This window comes from Nonomuraea recticatena (genome assembly GCF_039533245.1).
In the GTDB taxonomy this organism is placed as follows: domain Bacteria; phylum Actinomycetota; class Actinomycetes; order Streptosporangiales; family Streptosporangiaceae; genus Nonomuraea; species Nonomuraea roseola.
This window is the reverse complement of the sequence record NZ_BAAATE010000001.1, coordinates 131,390-150,101: the sequence shown is the minus strand read 5'-3', so window position 1 is coordinate 150,101 and position 18,712 is coordinate 131,390. Positions and strand designations below refer to the sequence as shown.

Sequence of the window (18,712 nt, the reverse complement as noted above, 5' to 3'; positions counted from 1 at the left end):
GGATCCTGAACATCGCCCTCCTAGGGTGAGGCTCACTGAAACCCCCGACCGCAAGAGGTAAGGCAGGATGCGAAGAAAGCTGGCCATGGCGGCGTTGCTGGCCATGACGTTGACCGGTTGCGGAACCCTGCCCTCCCAGCTGACCTCGGGAGGCGGCGAGGAGAAGCAGCCGGTACGGAACACCGAGCGGGCCGTGGAGAACACGCCCGCCGGCCCGCCGCCCGCCGCCACGGTTTCCCCCTCCGCCCCGGCGCCGCCCGCCGAGAAGCTCCAGGCCATCGCCAGCCGGGAGATGAAGCACGACGGCAGCAACCTGCGCGTCGACATCACCGGGCTCAAGCGCCAGGGCAGGATCGCGACGCTGACCTGGACGGTCCACAACCTCGACCCCTCCAGCGACCACTACTACGTCGGCTCCAACCTCGGCACGGGAAACCTCGACTGGACGGTCGCGGGCGTCTCGCTGATCGACCCGGTCAACGGCAAGCGGTACCGCGTCGCTCGCAACGGCACGGGCGACGACGCCACATGCGTGTGCAGCAGGGTGAACCAGCGGATCAAGGGCGGCAGCGCGCTGGAGATGTACGCCGTCTACGGCGCGCCTCCAGCCGACGTCTCCACGGTCACCGTCGAGATCCCCAACCTCGGAGTGTTCCCCGATGTCCCCATTTCCTGAGCTGGCGCTGGCGGCGGTGATGTCAATCTCCACGCTGGCCGACCCCGGAACGCCGCAGGACGCCACCTACACGGTGGAGGACCTGGTGCTCCCCGTCGAGGACATCATCGCCGAGGTGGAGTCCATGGACGGCGCGCAGAGCGAGTCCAGGACGGGCGAGGAGGTCACTGTCGCGCTGACCAGCGACGTGCTGTTCGCCGTTGACAGGTGGGTGCTCACGGCGAAGGCCAGGCAGCGGCTCGGCCAGGTGGCCGCCAAGATCAAGGCGGAGTCTGCCGGCGGCGTGGTCAAGATCCAGGGTCACACCGACGACCAGGGCGCCGACGCCTACAACCAGGCGCTCTCGCTCAGGCGGGCGCGCGCCGTCCAGGAGGCGCTGGGCCGGTTGGACGCCGGCGCGGTCACCTTCGAGGCCGCCGGTTTCGGCGAGACGAAGCCCAAGCTGCCCAACCTCGTGGACGGCAGGCCCAGCGACCACAACAGGACCAAGAACCGCCGTGTCGAGATCATCTTCAACGTCAAGGAATGAGCATGCGCAAGCAGATCGCGCTGACACTGACCCTGGTCGCCGGCCTGACCGGCTGCGGCATGCTGCCCGGCCAGCTCGCGGCGGGCGGCGAGGAGAAGCAGCAGGCCACCGCCCAGCAGAGCACCGCCCAGCAGAGCGGCGGGACGCCTCAGGAGAGCGGCACGGCTCCCGCGCCGCAGACCGCCCAGAGCGCGCCGCCCGAGCAGACCCAGGTGATCGCCGGCCGTGAGGTGAAGGCCGGAGGGGCCGACCTGCTCGTGCAGATCACCGGGCTCAAGCGGCAGGGCAGGGTGGCCACGCTCACCTGGACCGTCACCAACAAGGGCGAGAACAGGTGGGAGATGTCCTCCACCCTCGGCGACACGCCCATGGGGATGGGCCTGACGGTCGGCGGGGTCAGCCTGGTCGACGCGGCCAACGGAAAGCGCTACCGCGTCGCCTACACCGGCGAGCCCCCCAGGGCCCGGTGCATGTGCTCGGACTACGACGTGTTCACCGAGCCGGGGGAGCAACTGCCCCTCCACGCCACCTTCGCCGCGCCGCCCGCCGACGTGACGAAGGTCAACGTCGACCTGCGCACGCTGGGCGTCTTCACCGACGTCCCCGTCTCCTGACGAATCGGGTCATCTTCACCGACGTGCCAATCCTCTGACGGCCCGGGCCGTCTTCACCTGCGTGGCCGTCTCCTGAAGGACCGGGTGGTCTTCACCGGCGTGGCCGTCTCCTGACGATCAGGGCGTCTTCGCCGACGTGCTTCTGAGGTCTAGCTGTCGAGTTCGCCCAGCGTGACCGTGACCGTGCCGGTGGAGCCGTCCGGCTTGACCACCTCGACCTTGGCCTGGCCGCCTGGCTTCTGGGCGGCCAGGATCTCCGACAGCGCCGACATGGTCGGGGTGTCCGTGCCGTTCACCGAGACGATCACGTCGCCCGCCGCGATGCCGGCCTGGGCCGCTCCACCATCCCTGCTGACGCCGACGACGCCGACGCCGACGGGAGAGCCCTCGGGCCCGATCACCGTGCGGCCAACGATGCCGAGCGCCGCCCTGCGGGAGTTGGTCACCTTCCCGTCCTTGATGATCTGCGCGGCGATGTCGGTGGCGGTGTTGCTCGGGATGGCGAAGCCGATGCCGGGCGCCGCCCCTCCGCCGAGTTGCGGGTCGGTGGCGGCGAGGGTCGGGATGCCGATCACCTGCCCCGACAGGTCGACCAGCGCGCCCCCGCTGTTGCCGGGGTTGATGGCGGCGGAGGTCTGGATGGCGTTGGCGATGGTCGCGCCGGGCGAGCCGCCGCCCTGGGGCTCGCTCACCGTACGGCCCAGCGCCGAGACGATGCCGTTGGTGACACTGCCCGACAGCCCGAGCGGGTTGCCCATCGCCAGCACGATCTGACCGACCCTGAGCTTGGCGGAGTCGCCGAATCTGGCGGGCGCGAGGCCGTTGAGGTCGCTGACCTTGATCACCGCGAGGTCGCCCGCGGGGAAGGAGGCGACCAGCCTGGCGGGGCGCGCGGTGCCGCCGGTGGCGAGCGTGACCTCCATCTCGGTCGCCTCGCCCACCACGTGGGCGTTGGTCACGATGTGTCCTGCCGAGTCGTAGACGATGCCCGAGCCGAGCCCGACCTTGGTGTTGATCTGGACGATCGACGGCAGCACCTCCTGGATGACCTTCTCGTACTCCGCCTCCAGCGCGTGCGGGGACGACGCGGACGCCGGTGAGGAGGAGGCCGGGGAGGGCGCCGGGGTCGAAGCCGGCGGGGTCGCCCTGGAGATGGAGCCCGAGCAGCCGGAGATGAGCAGAACTGCGGCCGCGGCGCTCGCGACGATCATCCTCATGCGCGGTTTCTTCCCACGTCAGCCGGAAAGATACCGATCCCTGACATCCCGCCTGCTCAGCTTGCCTGTGGGCGTGCGCGGCAGCTGTGCGCGGTATTCCACGACCCTCGGGTGCTTCAGCTTGGCCAGCCGGGGCGCGCAGTGCCGCAGCAGGTCGGCGGTCAGCCCGTCGCCGGGGCTGAAGCCCTCGGAGGGCTGCACCAGCGCCACGATCCTGTGCCCCCACTCCTCGTCGGGCACGCCGATCACCGCCACGTCGGCGACGGCGGGATGCTCCAGCAGGACGGCCTCGATCTCGGCGGGATAGATGTTGACCCCGCCCGAGATGATCAGGTCGGTCCTGCGGTCGAGAAGGAACAGGTAGCCGTCCTCGTCGAGGTAGCCGATGTCGCCGGGGGTGTAGTCGCGCCCGCGCATCGCCGATGCCGTCTTGGCTGGGTCGCCGTGGTACTCGAAGCGGTTGATGCCGCCGATGTAGACCAGTCCCGGCTCGCCTGGAGGAGCCTCCGTGCCGTCGTCGGCGATGATCGTGAAGGACATGCCGTCCAGCGCCCGACCCACCGTGCCCGGTTTGGCCAGCCACTCCTGCGAGGAGACCATGGTGGCCACGGCCGCCTCCGTCGAGCCGTAGTACTCCCACAGCACGGGCCCCAGCCAGTCGATCATCGCCTGCTTGGTGGCGGGAGGGCACGGCGCGGCGCCGTGGAAGAGGTGGGTGAGCGACGACAGGTCGTAGCGCTCCCGATCGGGTACGGCCAGCAGCCGGTGGAACATCGTCGGCACCATGAAGGCGTTCGTCACCCGGTGGCGCTCGATCAGCTCCAGCGTGCCGACGGCGTCGAACCTCTCAGGGGCGATGATCGCGTGACCGAGGTTGAGCGCCATCATCGCCTGGCCGTAGGGGGCGGAGTGGTAGAGCTGCGAGCACACCAGGTGCACCCCGCCGAACGGCAGCCCGAAGTGCCTCCAGCTCTTGCGCATCAGGATGGGGTAGAGCTCCTCGGGCGGCAGGTCGAGCAGGCGCCGCCGTACACCCTTCGGCCTTCCTGTGGTGCCCGAGGTGTAGAGCATCATCGAGCCGGCGCGCCGGTGCGGCGGCGGGCCGGAGGGCAGGCCGTCCACCGGCATGGGGGAGTCGAGGACGACCTTCGCGCCGCAGTCGGCCACGATGTAGGCGATCTCCTCCTCGGTGAAGTGCCAGTTGACCGGGACGTGGTAGGCGCCGATCTGGTAGGTCGCGAGCATCATGGCCAGCGCCTCCGGGCCGTTGGGCAACACAGTGACCACCGCGTCGCCCTGTCCCACCCCACGCTCGACCAACGCGTGCGAGAGCCTGTTGGCGCGGGCGAGCAGCTCGCCGTAGGTGAGGCCGACCTCCCCGAGCACGGCGGGACGGTCCGGTTCGGCTGCGGCGATCTCGTAGAAGCCCCTCATGCGGGCGACCATACAGAATGACATTCTGTCCAAGGAAGAGCACGAATCACGTAGCCTCGAGGCCATGGCGCACAACCAGGGACAGGAGCCGTACCAACCCTCCTACGACGCGCCGACCACCCCCTTCCAGCGGGTCGAGGTCTCCTCCTCCGCAGACCAGACGATGCGGGTGCCCATGCCGCCGACGGCGGGACCGTTCCGCCCGCCGCCCGCACCGCCGCGAAGGGGCCTGGTCGGCAGGCTGACCGCGAGCGTGGGAGACGTGCCGATCAAGCTCGTCTATCTCATCGCCGCCGTGGTCGTCACCGTGCTGGCGGTCGTTCTGATCTTCGCGGTGTTCTCCGGCGACCAGCCGGACGCCGCCGAGCCGCAGCGGGCCGATCTCTCCGCGCCAGCCGCGCCCGCGCCCAGCTCGGCCGCCGACGAGGTGGTACTCACGCCCGCGCCCGAGAGCCTGGCCTTCCCCGCGATGCCGGGCAAGGCCTCCAAGGTGGTCGGCAAGATCGTGGACAGGCGCACCGGCATCACCTATCCCCGGCTCGGCAAGCCGTGGACCGCCAAGTCGTTCCCGCCCTTCGCGATCGCCCAGCGGGCCGGCAAGGTCGCGCTCCCGCACACCATGGTCGCCTCCGCGCCCCTGCCGGTCGCGGCCGACAAGCCGTCCTCGCTCGCCGACTACCGCGACCTGGCCGTCAGGGCGGCCAGATGGTCGCTGCGCAGCCAGCACCCCGAGGGCGCCACGGTCACCTGGACGGGCTCGCAGAAGCTCGCCGTGGGCAAGGGCTGGATCGTCGGGTTCAAGGTCGACTACACCTTCGGCGGCAGGCGGCAGTCCTCGCAGGCGCTGGCCGCGGTGGTCGACGCGGGCAAGTCGAAGCCCGCGATGCTGCTGGCCACCATCCCCGAGAGCGGCAAGGGCCACTGGCGCGACCTGAACTCTCTGGTGAAGGGGCTACGTTCGTCATAGAAGCATCCTCTAGAATATGGTTCTGGGAAACCATAGGAGGCATGTGATGGCGATCGGATTGAGCGAGGAGCACGAGGCGCTCCGCGAGTCGGTGGCGGGATGGGCGGAGCGCAACGTCTCCGCCGAGGTCGTGCGCACCTTCGAGAGCGGGCGTCCGCCGTTCTGGCTGGGGCTGGCCGAGCAGGGCCTGCTGGGTCTGCACCTGCCAGAGGAGTTCGGCGGCTCGGGGTACGGCCTGCTGGAGGCGGCCGTCGCGATCGAGGCGCTGGCCGAGCGCATGGCTCCGGGCCCGTTCGTCCCCACGGTGCTGGCCAGTGCGGTCATCGCCGCCTCCGGCTCCGACAAGGCGCGCGCCGAGCTGCTCCCAGGGCTCGCCGACGGCTCGCTGACCGCCGCCGTCGCCCTGTCGGCCGAGCTGACGGGCGACTCGTTCGTCCTCTCCGGTACGGCCGAGCAGGTGCTCGGGGGCGCGATGGCCGACGTGCTCGTCCTGCCCTTCGGCGACACCTGGGTGGCCGTCGACGCCTCGCAGGTCCGGATCGAGGAGATCAAATCGCTCGACCTCACCAGGGCCGTGGCCAGGGTGACGCTCGAGGCGGTGGCCGTACCCGAGGACAGAATCCTCGGCGAGGTCGACGTGCCGAGCATCGCGGCGATCATCCTGGGCGCCGAGGCGGCGGGCGTGGCGGCCTGGTGCGTGCGGGCCGCCTCCGACTACGCCAAGGTGCGCGTGCAGTTCGGGCGGCCGATCGGTCAGTTCCAGGGCATCAAGCACAAGCTGTCGCGCATGCTCGTGGCGCTGGAGCAGGCGCGGGCCACGGTGTGGGACGCCACCAGGGCCTCGGGCGACGAGCTGGCCTACGCCGCGGCGATCGCCGGTGTGATGGCGCCCGACGCCGCCGTGCAGTGCGCCAAGGACGCCATCCAGACCTTCGGCGGCATCGGCTACACCTACGAGCACGACGCGCACCTCTACTACCGCCGCGCGCTCACCCTCAGGGCGCTGCTCGGCTCGTCGTCCTCGTGGGCGGCGCGGGTCGCGGCCCACGCTCTCGCGGGCGTGCAGCGGCCGATGGAGATCGACCTGCCCGACTCGGCCGCCGAGCTGCGCTCCTCGATCGCCGCCGAGATCGCCGAGATCGCCCAGCTGTCGGGGGTCGAGCAGAAGCGGGCCCTCGCCGACCGCGGCTTCGTGATGTCACACCTGCCCAGGCCGTGGGGTCGCGACGCGGGCCCGCTGGAGCAGGTGCTCATCCAGCAGGAGCTCAAGGCCGCGGGCGTGAAGCTGCCCAACATGATCATCGGCGCCTGGGTGGTGCCCTCCGTCGTCGCCTACGGCACTCGCGAGCAGCAGGAACGCTTCCTGCCCAAGACGCTCAGCGGCGAGACGATCTGGTGCCAGCTGTTCTCCGAGCCGGGCGCGGGCTCCGACCTGGCCTCGCTGCAGATGAAGGCCACGCGGGTCGAGGGCGGCTGGACCCTGTCGGGCCAGAAGATCTGGACCTCCGTCGCGCACGTCGCCGAGTGGGGCATCTGCATCGCGCGCAACTCCTCGGCAGGCTCCAAGCATGAGGGCATCACCTACTTCCTCGTCGACATGAAGTCGCCAGGGGTGACGGTCAGGCCGCTGACCGAGATGACCGGCGAGAACCTGTTCAACGAGGTCTTCCTCGACGACGTCTTCGTGCCTGACTCGCTGGTCGTCGGGCAGGTGGGCGACGGCTGGAAGGTCGCCCGCAACACGCTGTCGAACGAGCGCGTGTCGTTGTCGTCCGGCTCAGGCGGCACCGGCGCCTCCGTGCCCGACCTGCTCGGGCTGGTGTCGAGGCTGGGCAGGCCGCTCACCCCCGCCGAGGAGCAGGCCGTGGCCGCGGTCGTCTGCGAGGGCCACTCGATCAACGCGCTGTCGCTGCGGGTGACGCTCAAGCAGCTGGCGGGGGCCGAGCCGGGGGCGGACGCCTCGGTGCGCAAGCTGCTGTCGACCTCGCACGCCCAGCACGTGTCGGAGACGGCGGTGGACCTGCTCGGCGCCTCCGCCGTGGTGGCGGCCGACATGAAGCTGGGCGACGCCGGCTACTGGAACAGGGCGGTGCTGGCGACCAGGGCGATGACCATCTACGGCGGGACGACGGAGGTGCAGCTCAACATCATCGGCGAGCGCATGCTCGGCCTGCCCAGGGACCCCGAACCCGGCAAGTAACGCGTTCTCATCGGACCGGGCCTCCCCCGGGGAAGCCCGGTCCGCTGGCTGGTCGGCCGCGTTCGCTGTACACGTGGCCATATCGCCTCGCCCAGTCGCGGATCTCGTCCGACTGGGAACGTGGCAGCGGCTCGGGTAGACGGCTCGCGACCACTTCGGGAACGAGCTCCACGGGCCACACCACGAGAAGATAGAACTCGCACGGCTTCGTCGCGACGCCGTCGTAGTTGATCCCTCTGCCGCGGGCGTGCACTCTCATGCGATATCGACCTGGGCCGTGGGGTGTGAGGTTCGGAAGGTCCGCAGGGCCGTTCATAAGGCCGGCCAGCCACATTTCTCCGGTCGAGGTGATCAGATCGACCTCCGCTTCCTCCTCCCAGCCGTCCTGAGCGTCTGGCGCGGCGGTCGTGAGGCGCACGGTGACATCGACGTTGCCCGTGTGGATCCCGGTGCGGATCACCGCCGCCCCAGGGGCGGAAGCCGCCAGTCCCCCCGTAAGCCCCTCTGGAGGATAGGCGCCCGGCTCGGCCACCAGCATCTGGTGGTAGCTGACGAAGACCTCGTCTGTGGCTTCCATGCGCGCGACCCTAGAGCGCCCGACCGACAAAAGGTTCTAGAGTAGAACACGTTGCAGTTTTGCCGGGTGCGATCGTATCGTCATGGCCATGCGGACACGAGTGACCGACATGTTCGGCATCGAGTTACCGATCTTCGCCTTCAGCCACTGCAGGGACGTCGTCGCGGCCGTCAGCCGCGCCGGAGGGATGGGCGTGCTGGGCGCCCTCTACTTCACCCCTGAAGAGCTCGAGATGGAGCTCAAGTGGATCGACGACCACGTGGACGGCAAGCCGTACGGCGTCGACGTGGTCATGCCCGCCTCCTACGAGGGGGCCGACTTCGCGCCGGAGGAGCTGGTCTCGCGCCTGCAGGGGATGATCCCCGAGGGCCACAGGCAGTTCGTCGAGGACCTGCTCGCGGGGCACGGCGTGCCCCCGCTGTCCGAGGACGCCGACCCCGGCAAGGTCCTGCTCGGCTGGACGGACGCCACCGCCAGGCCGCAGGTCGAGGTGGCGCTGCGGCACCCCATCGCGCTGCTGGCCAACGCCCTGGGCCCGCCGCCCGCCGACGTCGTCGAGCTGGCGCACGCCAAGGGGGTCAAGGTGGCCGCGCTGGCCTCCACTCCCCGCCATGCCGTCAAGCAGGTCGAGGTCGGCGTGGACGTGGTCGTCGCCCAGGGCACCGAGGCGGGAGGGCACACCGGCGAGATCTCCACGATGGTGCTGATCCCGCAGGTCGTGGACGCCGTCGACGTGCCGGTTCTGGCGGCGGGCGGCATCGGCGGCGGCAGGCAGATGGCGGCGGGCATGGCCCTGGGCGCCGAAGGGGTGTGGACGGGCTCGATCTGGCTGACGGTCGAGGAGGCCGACACCCCTGAGCTGGCCAAGTCGCGCATCCTGGCGGCGACCTCCCGCGACACCGTCCGCTCGCGCAGCTGGACGGGCAAGCCTGCCCGCCTGCTCAGGAACGAGTGGACCGACGCCTGGGAGGGCGCGAACTCGCCAGGCACGCTGCCGATGCCTCTTCAGTTCATGCTGGTCTCCGACGCGCTGCGGCGCATCGGGCGCTCGGACGCCGCCGAGCTGGCGACCTTCCCCGCAGGTCAGATCATCGGGACGATGAACCAGGTCAAGAGCGCTCGTGACGTGGTGTTCGAGATGGTCGAGGAGTACATCGAGGCCGTCGGCCGCCTGGGCGGCATCACGGAGTCGTAAAACTCAGACGGGCACGATCGTGAGCAGGCTTTCCAGCCCCTTGAAGTCGTCGGCGTTGCGGGTGAAGAGAGGAAGACCGCGGCTCGAGGCGATTGCGGCGATCAGCAGATCCATGCGACGCGGCTTCGGATCGCGGTCGGCGGCGAGGGTCAGGGTGACCAGACTGCCGTAGCGGGCAGCTGCCTCGCTGTCGAAGGGAAGGGGATCGAAATCGACCACGGCAGCCCCGAGCTTTTCCGCGCGTGCTGCGCGGACGACGGCGTTCTTCGCCATCGCGACGCCTTGGTGAAGTTCGGCCAGCGTGATGGTGGTGATGTCCGGATAGTCGGGAAGATGTGCCGGAGGAATTGAATCCAGGTCGATGTAGACGCACGTGTCGATCACTCCCGCGGCGTGACGTTCAGTCACGACGACGCTCCCAGGGGTCTGCGTCTCCAACGCGATCCTGGGTGCCGAAGAACTCGTCGACGTCCTTGCGTAGTTCGGAGGAGTCGACGTGGGGCAGTCGGCGATGTTTCGCGACCAACTCATCGGCGCGTGGGCGCCGACGGCGAGGAAGCGGGCGTAGCTCGGCCACCTCGATGCCGTTCCGGGTGATGTGGTAAGTCTCTCCGGCTTCGACGGCGTCCATGACGGCTGCTGAGTTGTTGCGGAACTCGCGCTGCGTGATGATTTTCATCGTGACTTAAGTGTAGCCCGCCGTGTCTCAACGGGCTACGGCGTCAGTGGCTTCTGTAATGGGCGGGGCGCTTCTCCTTGAAGGCCCTCGCCCCCTCCTTGGCGTCCTCGGAGCCGATCACCGGCCAGCCGTACTCGTCGGAGACCTTGAGCGCCTCCGGCTCGGCCAGGCCGAGGGTGTCGCGGTAGGTGCGCAGGATCGCCTGTACGGCCAGCGGCCCCGAGGCCGCGACGTCGTCGGCGAGCTCGCGCGCCACCGCCAGCGCCTGCCCGTCGGGGACGACCCTGTTCACCAGCCCCATGGCCAGCGCCTCCGCAGCGGTGACCGACCGCCCCGTGAGGAGCAGATCCATGGCGTGGCAGTAGGGGATCTGCCGGGGCAGCCTGATCGCGCTGCCGCCCATGGGGAACAGCGCCCGCTTGGCCTCGAACAGCCCGAGGGTGGCCGACTCGCCCACCACGCGCAGGTCGGTGCCGACGAGCAACTCGGTGCCGCCTGCCACCGCGTAGCCCTCGACGGCGCAGATGATCGGCTTGGTGGGCAGGTCCTCGCGCAGCAGGCCCTTCCAGTGGAAGTTGGCGATGGCGGCCGCCCTGGCCTGGACCTCGGGGTCGGTGGAGGGCGTGCCCATGGCCTTCAGATCGGCGCCCGCGCAGAAGGTGCCTCCCGCGCCGGTCAGGATGGCCACGCGGACCTCGGGCTGCTCGGAGACGTAGGCCCATGCGGAGGCCAGGCCGACGAGCATGTCGGAGGAGAGGGCGTTCCTGGCCTCCTGCCGGTCCATGGTGACGATCACGACGTGGCCGTCACGCTCGACGCGGCAGTGGGGGGTGCTGATCGGCAGGACTTCCATGGGGCCTCCGCGTGAAGAACCAAGCGCTTGTTAGCGAGATCTTCTCAGGCGGAGGGGCCAGGGGGGAAGTGCCTCACCTGACACCGCGGGCGGTGTCCCGCCGGATTCCGCAGGGCGGCCCCGCGCCGCTCCGGGCCACGCTGGCGGGGAGGCGATCGTGTGCGCGCAGCAGCCTGGGAGGGCGCGGCTCCTGAGATCGGGCGAGCGCCGGATTCTCGGATGGCGCGGTGCCGGGATCTCGGGACGCCGTGATCTGGGCGGGGCTCGGTGATGCGGGGTGGTCAGCTGGTCAGGTGGGCGTAGACGATGATGTTGTCCTCATAGTGGCCCGTCGCGGCGTCGAAGGCGCCGCCGCAGGTCACCAGGCGCAGTTCGGCCGAGTCCGTCGGGCCGTAGACCTTCTCCGTCGGGAAGGCGTCCTTGTCGGCCTGCTCCAGCGCGTCGACCGTGAACGTGGCGACCGAGCCGTCCTTCCGCCTGACCGAGAGCGTGTCGCCGGGCCTCAGCGTGTGCGCCTTGTGGAAGACCGCGGGCTTGCCGTACCCGTCGACGTGGCCCAGCAGCACCGAGGGGCCCTTCTCTCCAGGCGTGGGACGGTGCTCGTACCAGCCGACGAGGCCCGGCTCGCTCAGCGGCGGCACCTCGACGGTCTGGTCGGCGTTGAGCCCGACGGGCTCGATCGGGGCCTCCTTGAGGCCGATCTTCGGGATCGACAGGGCGACCGGCTCCGACTTCGGCAGCGCGACGGCCGCCTGGGAGAAGATGGGCCGCTCGGACGCGAACTCGCCCCCCGTGATGCCGGTGCCGGCCTGCGTGTCGGCCGTCCGCGCGTGCGCGGGCGCGGGCTCGCCGCGCAGCGACCCCGCGACGGCCAGGCCGCCGCTGAACAGCAGGATCGCCGCCGCGCCCATGGCCAGGGTGTTTCTGGTGCTCACGTTGCCCCCTAACGTCCGACGAGGGGCACGGCCCGCGGGCCGTGCCCCTTCAGAAGGTGGATCAGACCTGGTCGCGCCTGCGACGGCCGAGGAAGGCGGCCCCCACGCCCGCGGCCATCAGCAGCCCGCCGAGGGCGACGCCGCCGAAGCCGCCGCCGGTCCCCGCGCCGACCTGGGCGGCGACGATGCCGCCGCCGGTCTCGGCGCCACCGCGCGGCGTGAGGCCGTCGGTCTGGGCGACCACGCGCTTCTTGACGGTCAGCGTGGCGTACACCTTCTTGGCGCGCTCCATGTCGGCGCTGAAGACGTACGCGCCCGCCTTGGTGCCCGAGGACACGTGGAAGCGGACGGCCGCGACGCCGTGCGCGTTGATCTTGGTGGTGACGGCCTTGCCGCCGGGGTCGGCGATGACGACCTCGGTGCCGGGCTTGGCGCTGTCGCTGGCGACGAACGCGGTGAAGTCGCCGCCGGCGTACACCGTGCCGGGGCTGAGCTTCAGGTAGAGGTCGGCGCCGGGCACGACGTCCTGGGTGACGGTCAGCGACGCGGTGCTGGACTGTCCGCCCGGCAGCGTGGCGACGACCTCGTAGGCGCCGGGCTTGGCGTCCTTGGGCACGTGGAGGCGGGTGACGGCGTCACCGAAGTCGTCCACCTCGACGGTGTGCTTCTTGCCGTCGGGGGTGGTGATGACGACCGCGGTGCCCGGCTTGACGTTGTCGGTGTGGACGCCGGCGAGGTAGGAGCCGCCGACGCGCACCTTGCCGGGGGTGAGCTGCAGGTCCACGCTCACGATCGGCGTGGGGGTGACGGGCTTGGCCGTGACGGTGAGCGTGGTCTGCGCCGTGGCGATGACGCGCTCGCCCAGGATGATCTCGACCGTGACCGGGTACTGGCCCGGCTTGAGGTCGTTCCAGGTGGCGGCGGTGATCTCGCCCTGGCCCTTGGCGAGGGTGAAGGCGTGCTTGCCGGAGAAGGCCGGCGAGGTGACGCGGGCGTCGGTGGCGCGCGGCTCGCTGCTGCGGACCCGCACACCGACCTTGTCGCCCGGGTGGACCGTGCCGGGGGTCACGGTGACGGAGGCCGAGGAGGGGATCGCCTGCCCGACCTCGATGGTCCGCTTGAGCCGCGTCTCGACGCCCTCGACGCTGATGGTCAGCGTCGAGACGCCGGGGGCGGCGTCGGCGGGGGCGGTGAGGGCGACCGTCGCCCTGCCGTCCTTGACGTAGGCGACCTTGGGGCCGCCGAGGCCCTGGACGTGGACGCGCTTGCCGTCGGCGACGTCCTTGGTGGAGACCGCGACGGTGTAGTTCTCGCCGGGGGCGACGAGGCCGGGGCTGACGACGGCGTCGACGATCGCGGGCTTGGCGGCCTCGACCACGGTGACGGTCGCGCTGGAGTGCGTGGCGACGCCCTCGACGCTGATCTTCAGCGTCTTCGCTCCGGGCGTGGCGTCGCTGGGGGCGACGAGCGGGACGACGGCCTTGCCGTCCTTGGTCAGGGCGACCTTGGGGTCACCGAAGCCCTGGACGTGGACGCGCTTGCCGTCGGCCACCGCGCTGGTGGTGACGGTGACCTCGTAGGCCTGGCCGGCGGTCACCGTCGCGGACGAGAGGGTCACGCCGGTGATCGCGGGCTCGGCCGCCTGCTCCTTGGCGACCTTCGTGACCTTCTTGACCGGCTGGGCGCTCTTCTTCGCCGCCGGAGCCTGCGTCTGCTTGGCCTCGGGCGCCTTGGTCTCGGGCGCCTTGGTCTCGGGCACCTTGGTCTCAGGGGCCTTGGCCGCCGGAGCCTTGGTGGGCTCGGGAGCCTTGGTGGCGGCGGGGGCCGGGGTGGTGGCCACCGCGGTCGGGGCCGCGCCGCTCTCCGCGACGGGCTCCGCGAGCACGGGGCCTGCGGTGAGTACGGCGAGGCTGAGGGCGCCTGCCACCGCGAGGGACGTGTTGAAGCGCATGATCTCCCAATCACCGAGACGGCGCGGGGTCCAGGAGATGCCCGGCTCGGGAAACACGCCGTCTCGCGTCGAACATCATCTCGTACCCAAATGGTCAAAGAACCACAAAATAGACATAAAGTCCAGACTTTGCCAATTCTATACCAAAAAGATCAAATGCCTCAAAGTGGTAACAATAGTGCAGTTCTGTGACATATGTGACTTAAATCAAGCGCTTGCTAGGGCGACCTGGCCGGGTTAGTCTGCCGCTACAAACGAGAACAGGTTCTCGTTTGCCTGCTGCGAGGAGTCCCCATGGGCACGCTCGGTTTCTGGAGGCTGGCGCAGGCCGATCCCGAGTGGATCGCCGCGGTCGACCCCGACGGCACCGAACACCGCGCGGGCGATCTGCTCGCCAGGGCCAACCAGCTCGTCCACGGTCTGCGCGAGCTCGGCCTGCGGCCGGGCGACGGCATCTGCGGCCTGGTGCCCAACGGCGTGGACGGCCTGGTCCTCTACCTGGCGGCCCTGCAGGCGGGCTGGTACTACACGCCGATCAACTGGCACCTGGCCGCGCCCGAGATCGCCTACATCGTCGCCGACAGCGAGGCGAAGGCCTTCTTCGCGCACTCCCGCTTCTCCGACGCCGAGCCGCTGGTCGAAGGCGGGTCCTTCTCCTTCGGCGACCTCCAGGGCTTCCGCCCGGTGGAGGAGCTGACCGAGGGCCGCCCCTCCACCGCCCCGCAGGACCGTACGGCGGGCGCCACCATGCACTACACCTCCGGCACCACCGGCAAGCCGAAGGGCGTCAGGCGCAAGCTGTCGGGCCTCGACCCCGACGACGGCGCCGAGCTGATGACCTTCCTGCTCTCCCTGTTCGGCATCACGCCCGGCAGGCCCAACGCCCACCTGGTCACCTCGCCTAACTACCACACCGCGGTGACCCAGTTCGGCGGCACCGCGCTGCACATGGGTCACACGCTCGTCTACATGGACAAGTGGGACGCCGAGGAGACGCTGCGCCTGTGTGAGCGTTATCGCATCACCAACTCGCACCTCGTGCCGACGCATTTCAAGCGCCTGCTGTCCCTGCCGGAGGAGACCCGCTCGAAGTACGACCTGTCGTCGCTCCGGTGGATGATCCACGCCGCCGCGCCCTGTCCCGTACCGGTGAAATGGGCGATGTTCGAGTGGTGGGGCGACTGCATCTACGAGTACTACGCGGCCACCGAGGGCGGCGGCACCATCGCCACGCCCGACGGCTGGAAGAAGCACCCCGGCACCGTGGGCACCGCCTGGCCGATCAGCGAGCTGCTGATCGTGGACGACGACGGCGAACCCGTGCCGACCGGCACCCCGGGCACGATCTACATGAAGATGATGGGCGTCGCCTTCGAGTACAAGGGAGATCCCGCCAAGACCGCGGCGAGCCGTCTCAAGGACCACTTCACCGTCGGCGACATCGGCTACCTCGACGAGGACGGCTTCCTCTTCCTGTGCGACCGCAAGGCCGACCTGATCATCTCCGGCGGGACGAACATCTATCCCGCCGAGATCGAGAACGAGATCATGATCCACCCCAAGGTGGCGGACGTGGCCGTGTTCGGCATCCCCGACGAGGAGTGGGGCGAGCAGATCAAGGCTGTGGTCGAGCCCGCCCAGGGCGCGACCCCCGGCCCCGAGCTGGCCGCGGAGATCCTTACCTCGCTGGAGGGACGGCTGGCCAGGATGAAATGGCCGAAGTCGATCGACTTCATCGAGGAGATGCCGCGGGAGCCGAACGGCAAGCTGCTCAAACGCAAGCTGCGCGCGCCGTACTGGGAGGGCCGCGACCGTGCCATCTGACCCGCTGACCGCAGAGCATGTGCTGGAGTTCCCCGGCGGCTACACCAGGACGACAGGGCCTGTCATCGGCCGCTTCCTGACCGAGCTGCGCGACGGGCGGCTCATGGGCGTGCGCACCGCCGAGGGAAGGACGCTGGTGCCGCCGCTGGAGTACGACCCGGCGACGGGCGAGCCCGTGACCGACGAGTGGGTCGAGGTGGGGCCGGCGGGTACGGTCACCGCGTCGGCCTGGGTCCACGAGCCACGCGAGAGCCACCCCCTCGACCGCCCCTTCGCCTGGGCGCTGATCAGGCTCGACGGCGCCGACACCGCCCTGGTCCACGCCGTCGACGCGGGCAGCCCCAAGGCCCTGCCGCCGGGCACCAGGGTCCGCCCCGTGTGGAGGGCCGAGCGCCGCGGCCACATCACCGACATCTCGCACTTCGCCCCCGAGGTGACGAAGATCGTCTCGCCGGTCAGCACCCGGTACAGGCTGACGGCCAGCCCCTCGCTGACCCGCTTCCTCGAGGGCGTGCGCGACGGGGTCCTCATCGGCTGCCGCTGCGCCACCTGCGAGAAGGTCTACGTCCCCTACCGCCTGACGTGTCCCGAGTGCGGCAACCCGATCGCAGGGGAGGTCACGCTGCCCGACACCGGCACCGTCACCACCTTCGCGATCAACAACCTGCCCGATCCCCGCGCCCCCGAGGTGCCCTTCGTCTCCGCCTACATCCTGCTCGACGGAGCCGACATCCCGCTGATCGCCCTGGTGGGCGGGGTGCCCGCGCACCAGGTACGGCAGGGCATGCGGGTGCGCGCCGAGTGGGTCCCTGCCGAGGAGAGAACGCTCTCGATGACGAACATCAGATGGTTCACCCCCACGGGCGAGCCGGACGTGGAGCTGTGATGCGCGAGGTAGCCATCGTCGCCTTCGCCCAGACCGAGCACACCGCGCACGACACAGGTCTGTCCGAGCCCGAGCTGATCGCGCCCGTCATCAGGGCGGTCAAGGAGCAGTCGGGCCTTTCCACCTTCGGCTTCACCTGCTCGGGCTCGTGCGACTACCTGGCAGGCGCGCCGTTCTCGTTCGTCTCCGCCCTCGACGCGCTGGGCGCCTGGCCGCCGATCTCCGAGTCGCACGTGGAGATGGACGCGGCGTGGGCGCTCTACGAGGCGTGGGTGCGTCTGCAGCACGGCGACGTCGACACCGCCCTGGTCTACGGGTTCGGCAAGTCGTCGCTCGGCGACCTGCGCGCGATCATGACGCTGCAGCTCGACCCCTACTACCTGGAGCCGCTGGGCCTGGACCAGCTCTCCTTCGCCGCGCTCCAGGCCGGCGCGCTCGGCGCGCCGAGGGAGGCGCTCGACGCCGTGGCCATGCGCAGCCGCCAGGACGGCAGGAACAACCCCTACACCTTCGACCTGCCGCTGGAGCAGGGCGCGTCCGTGGTGGAGCCGCTGAAGGAGTGGGACATCGCGCCGATCACCGACGGAGCGGCCGCGGTGGTGCTGGCGGCGGGCGACCTGGCCAGGCGCCTCACCACCAACCCCGCCTACATCAGCGGCATCGCGCATCGCATAGAGCCCCATTACCTGGGTATGCGGGAGCTGGCCGTGTCGGCCTCCGCCGCCGAGGCCGCACGTGCGGCGGGGGTCGGCAAGGCTCGCGTCGACGTGGCCGAGCTGCACGCCTCCTTCAGCCACGAGGAGCTCATCCTGCGCCAGGCGCTGGAGCTCCCCGACGACGTGGTGATCAACCCGAGCGGCGGGGCGCTGGCCGCCAACCCCGTCATGGCCACCGGGCTCATCAGGATCGGCGAGGCCGCTCAGCGCATCCTCGACGGAGCCGCCCGCCGTACCGTGGGGCACGCCGCCAGTGGTCCGTGCCTGCAGCACAACCTCGTCACCGTACTGGAGGCATGATGGGCAACCGGTGCGCGGTGATCGGCGTCGGGCAGACGCACTACACCACCAAGCGCATGGACGTCTCCATCGCGGGGCTCGTGCGCGAGGCCGCGCTCAGGGCGCTGGAGGACGCGGGGCTGACGTTCAAGGACATCGACGCGGTCGTCATCGGCAAGGCCCCCGACCTGTTCGAGGGCGTGATGATGCCGGAGTCCTACCTGGCCGACGCCCTCGGCGCCGCGGGCAAGCCGATGATGCGCGTCCACACCGCCGGCAGCGTCGGCGGGTCCACCGCGCTGGTGGGCGCCTCGCTCATCCAGGCGGGGGTGCACGAGCGGGTCCTCGTCGTTGCGTTCGAGAAGCAGTCGGAGTCGAACGCCACCTGGGCCCTGTCGACCCACCTGCCGTTCAACGCCTCGCTGGTGGTGGGCGCGGGCGGCTACTTCGCCCCGCACATCAGGGAGTACATGCGCAGGACGGGCGCGCCCGACCACATCGGCACGCTCGTCGCCGTCAAGGACAGGCAGAACGCCCTCAAGAACCCCTACGCCCACCTGCGGATCCCCGGGATCAGCCGCGAGATGGTCGAGTCCACGCCGATGCTGTGGGAGCCCATCCGCTACCTGGAGACCTGCCCGTCCTCCGACGGCGCGTGCGCGGTGGTGCTCTCCTCGGAGCAGGCGGTCACCGGCAGGCCGGCGTGGGTCCACGGTACGGCGATGCGCTCCGAGCCCATCTTCAGGGCGGGCCGCGACACCGTGAACCCGCAGGGCGGCAAGGACTGCGCGGCAGACGTCTACCGCCAGGCCGGCATCGCCGACCCGCGAAGGGATCTCGACGTCGCCGAGGTCTACGTGCCCTTCTCCTGGTACGAGCCGATGTGGCTGGAGAACCTCGGATTCGCCGCCGAGGGCGAGGGCTGGAAGCTGACCGAGTCGGGCGCCACCGCCCTCGAAGGGGACATCCCGTGGAACGCCTCGGGCGGCGTGCTGTCCTCCAATCCCATCGGCGCGTCGGGGCTCATCCGCTTCGCCGAGGCGGCGCTCCAGGTGCGCGGGATGGCGGGGGAGCACCAGGTCGACGGTGCGCGCCGCGCGCTCGGACACGCGTACGGCGGCGGCGCCCAGTTCTTCGCGATGTGGATCGTCGGCACCGACAAACCCTGAGGAGGGCCCCG

General features: G+C 70.3%; 18 protein-coding genes. 10 read left to right on the top strand and 8 right to left on the bottom strand.

Going from position 1 to position 18,712, the window contains the following annotated elements; genetic code table 11:
* Positions 1–67 precede the first annotated feature (67 nt).
* Genes ABFX50_RS00690 through ABFX50_RS00680 form a run of 3 tightly spaced genes read left to right on the top strand, consistent with a single transcriptional unit; the run spans position 68 to position 1,819 of the window.
* Complete coding sequence (locus tag ABFX50_RS00690; protein ID WP_346142353.1) at positions 68–676, top strand: hypothetical protein; 609 nt, start codon at positions 68–70, stop codon at positions 674–676.
* The gene (locus tag ABFX50_RS00685) at positions 660–1,205 is read left to right on the top strand and encodes an OmpA family protein (RefSeq protein WP_346142352.1); all 546 of its coding nucleotides are present in this window, start codon (positions 660–662) and stop codon (positions 1,203–1,205) included. Before ABFX50_RS00690 ends, ABFX50_RS00685 begins: the two co-directional genes overlap by 17 nt.
* A 2-nt stretch (positions 1,206–1,207) precedes the next feature.
* Positions 1,208–1,819 carry a hypothetical protein gene (locus tag ABFX50_RS00680; protein WP_346142351.1) on the top strand — a complete coding sequence of 204 codons (612 nt, stop codon included), beginning with the start codon at positions 1,208–1,210 and terminating at the stop codon, positions 1,817–1,819.
* Between the two features lie 149 nt (positions 1,820–1,968).
* On the opposite strand, the gene ABFX50_RS00675 is transcribed toward ABFX50_RS00680, so the two are convergent.
* Positions 1,969–3,036: a S1C family serine protease gene (locus ABFX50_RS00675; protein WP_346142350.1), complete on the bottom strand. Its 1,068-nt coding sequence runs from the start codon at positions 3,034–3,036 to the stop codon at positions 1,969–1,971.
* A gap of 18 nt (positions 3,037–3,054) precedes the next feature.
* Positions 3,055–4,470, bottom strand: coding sequence for an AMP-binding protein (locus ABFX50_RS00670; RefSeq protein ID WP_346142349.1), 1,416 nt, complete (start codon positions 4,468–4,470; stop codon positions 3,055–3,057).
* A gap of 64 nt (positions 4,471–4,534) precedes the next feature.
* Between ABFX50_RS00670 and ABFX50_RS00665 the strand changes: the two genes are divergently transcribed.
* Together ABFX50_RS00665 and ABFX50_RS00660 are read left to right on the top strand one after the other, a co-directional pair.
* Positions 4,535–5,437 (top strand): hypothetical protein, encoded by a 903-nt coding sequence (locus ABFX50_RS00665; protein WP_346142348.1) that lies wholly within the window; start codon positions 4,535–4,537, stop codon positions 5,435–5,437.
* Positions 5,438–5,483: 46 nt separating this feature from the next.
* Positions 5,484–7,637, top strand: a complete 2,154-nt coding sequence (locus tag ABFX50_RS00660) for an acyl-CoA dehydrogenase family protein (RefSeq protein ID WP_346142346.1) — start codon at positions 5,484–5,486, stop codon at positions 7,635–7,637.
* A gap of 7 nt (positions 7,638–7,644) precedes the next feature.
* On the opposite strand, the gene ABFX50_RS00655 is transcribed toward ABFX50_RS00660, so the two are convergent.
* A complete protein-coding gene (locus ABFX50_RS00655) occupies positions 7,645–8,214 on the bottom strand; it encodes a hypothetical protein (protein WP_346142344.1) in 570 nt (189 codons plus the stop codon).
* An 88-nt stretch (positions 8,215–8,302) separates the two neighbouring features.
* On the opposite strand from ABFX50_RS00655, the gene ABFX50_RS00650 reads away from it, so the two are divergent.
* Complete coding sequence (locus tag ABFX50_RS00650; RefSeq protein ID WP_346142342.1) at positions 8,303–9,409, top strand: NAD(P)H-dependent flavin oxidoreductase; 1,107 nt, start codon at positions 8,303–8,305, stop codon at positions 9,407–9,409.
* A 3-nt stretch (positions 9,410–9,412) separates the two neighbouring features.
* Here ABFX50_RS00650 and ABFX50_RS00645 read toward each other — a convergent pair whose 3' ends face one another.
* From ABFX50_RS00645 to ABFX50_RS00625, 5 genes are all read right to left on the bottom strand, one after another.
* Positions 9,413–9,817 carry a type II toxin-antitoxin system VapC family toxin gene (locus ABFX50_RS00645; protein ID WP_346142340.1) on the bottom strand — a complete coding sequence of 135 codons (405 nt, stop codon included), beginning with the start codon at positions 9,815–9,817 and terminating at the stop codon, positions 9,413–9,415.
* The gene (locus tag ABFX50_RS00640) at positions 9,810–10,088 is read right to left on the bottom strand and encodes a type II toxin-antitoxin system Phd/YefM family antitoxin (protein ID WP_346142339.1); all 279 of its coding nucleotides are present in this window, start codon (positions 10,086–10,088) and stop codon (positions 9,810–9,812) included. Before ABFX50_RS00640 ends, ABFX50_RS00645 begins: the two co-directional genes overlap by 8 nt.
* 43 nt (positions 10,089–10,131) lie before the next feature.
* Positions 10,132–10,941 carry a crotonase/enoyl-CoA hydratase family protein gene (locus tag ABFX50_RS00635; protein WP_346142337.1) on the bottom strand — a complete coding sequence of 270 codons (810 nt, stop codon included), beginning with the start codon at positions 10,939–10,941 and terminating at the stop codon, positions 10,132–10,134.
* A gap of 281 nt (positions 10,942–11,222) precedes the next feature.
* Positions 11,223–11,876, bottom strand: a complete 654-nt coding sequence (locus tag ABFX50_RS00630; protein WP_346142335.1) for a class F sortase — start codon at positions 11,874–11,876, stop codon at positions 11,223–11,225.
* Between the two features lie 61 nt (positions 11,877–11,937).
* Positions 11,938–13,827 carry a COG1361 family protein gene (locus tag ABFX50_RS00625; protein WP_346142333.1) on the bottom strand — a complete coding sequence of 630 codons (1,890 nt, stop codon included), beginning with the start codon at positions 13,825–13,827 and terminating at the stop codon, positions 11,938–11,940.
* A 294-nt stretch (positions 13,828–14,121) separates the two neighbouring features.
* Here ABFX50_RS00625 and ABFX50_RS00620 point away from each other — a divergent pair, with 294 nt between their 5' ends.
* The 4 genes from ABFX50_RS00620 to ABFX50_RS00605 are packed head-to-tail and all read left to right on the top strand — an operon-like array spanning position 14,122 to position 18,701.
* Positions 14,122–15,651 carry an acyl-CoA synthetase gene (locus tag ABFX50_RS00620; protein WP_346142332.1) on the top strand — a complete coding sequence of 510 codons (1,530 nt, stop codon included), beginning with the start codon at positions 14,122–14,124 and terminating at the stop codon, positions 15,649–15,651.
* Positions 15,641–16,537, top strand: coding sequence for a Zn-ribbon domain-containing OB-fold protein (locus tag ABFX50_RS00615; protein WP_346142331.1), 897 nt, complete (start codon positions 15,641–15,643; stop codon positions 16,535–16,537). The genes ABFX50_RS00620 and ABFX50_RS00615 overlap by 11 nt, the downstream gene beginning before the upstream one ends.
* Positions 16,537–17,553: a lipid-transfer protein gene (locus tag ABFX50_RS00610; protein WP_346142329.1), complete on the top strand. Its 1,017-nt coding sequence runs from the start codon at positions 16,537–16,539 to the stop codon at positions 17,551–17,553. The genes ABFX50_RS00615 and ABFX50_RS00610 overlap by 1 nt, the downstream gene beginning before the upstream one ends.
* Entirely contained in the window at positions 17,553–18,701 is a 1,149-nt protein-coding gene (locus ABFX50_RS00605) for a thiolase domain-containing protein (RefSeq protein ID WP_346143019.1), read from the top strand. Before ABFX50_RS00610 ends, ABFX50_RS00605 begins: the two co-directional genes overlap by 1 nt.
* Positions 18,702–18,712 lie beyond the last annotated feature (11 nt).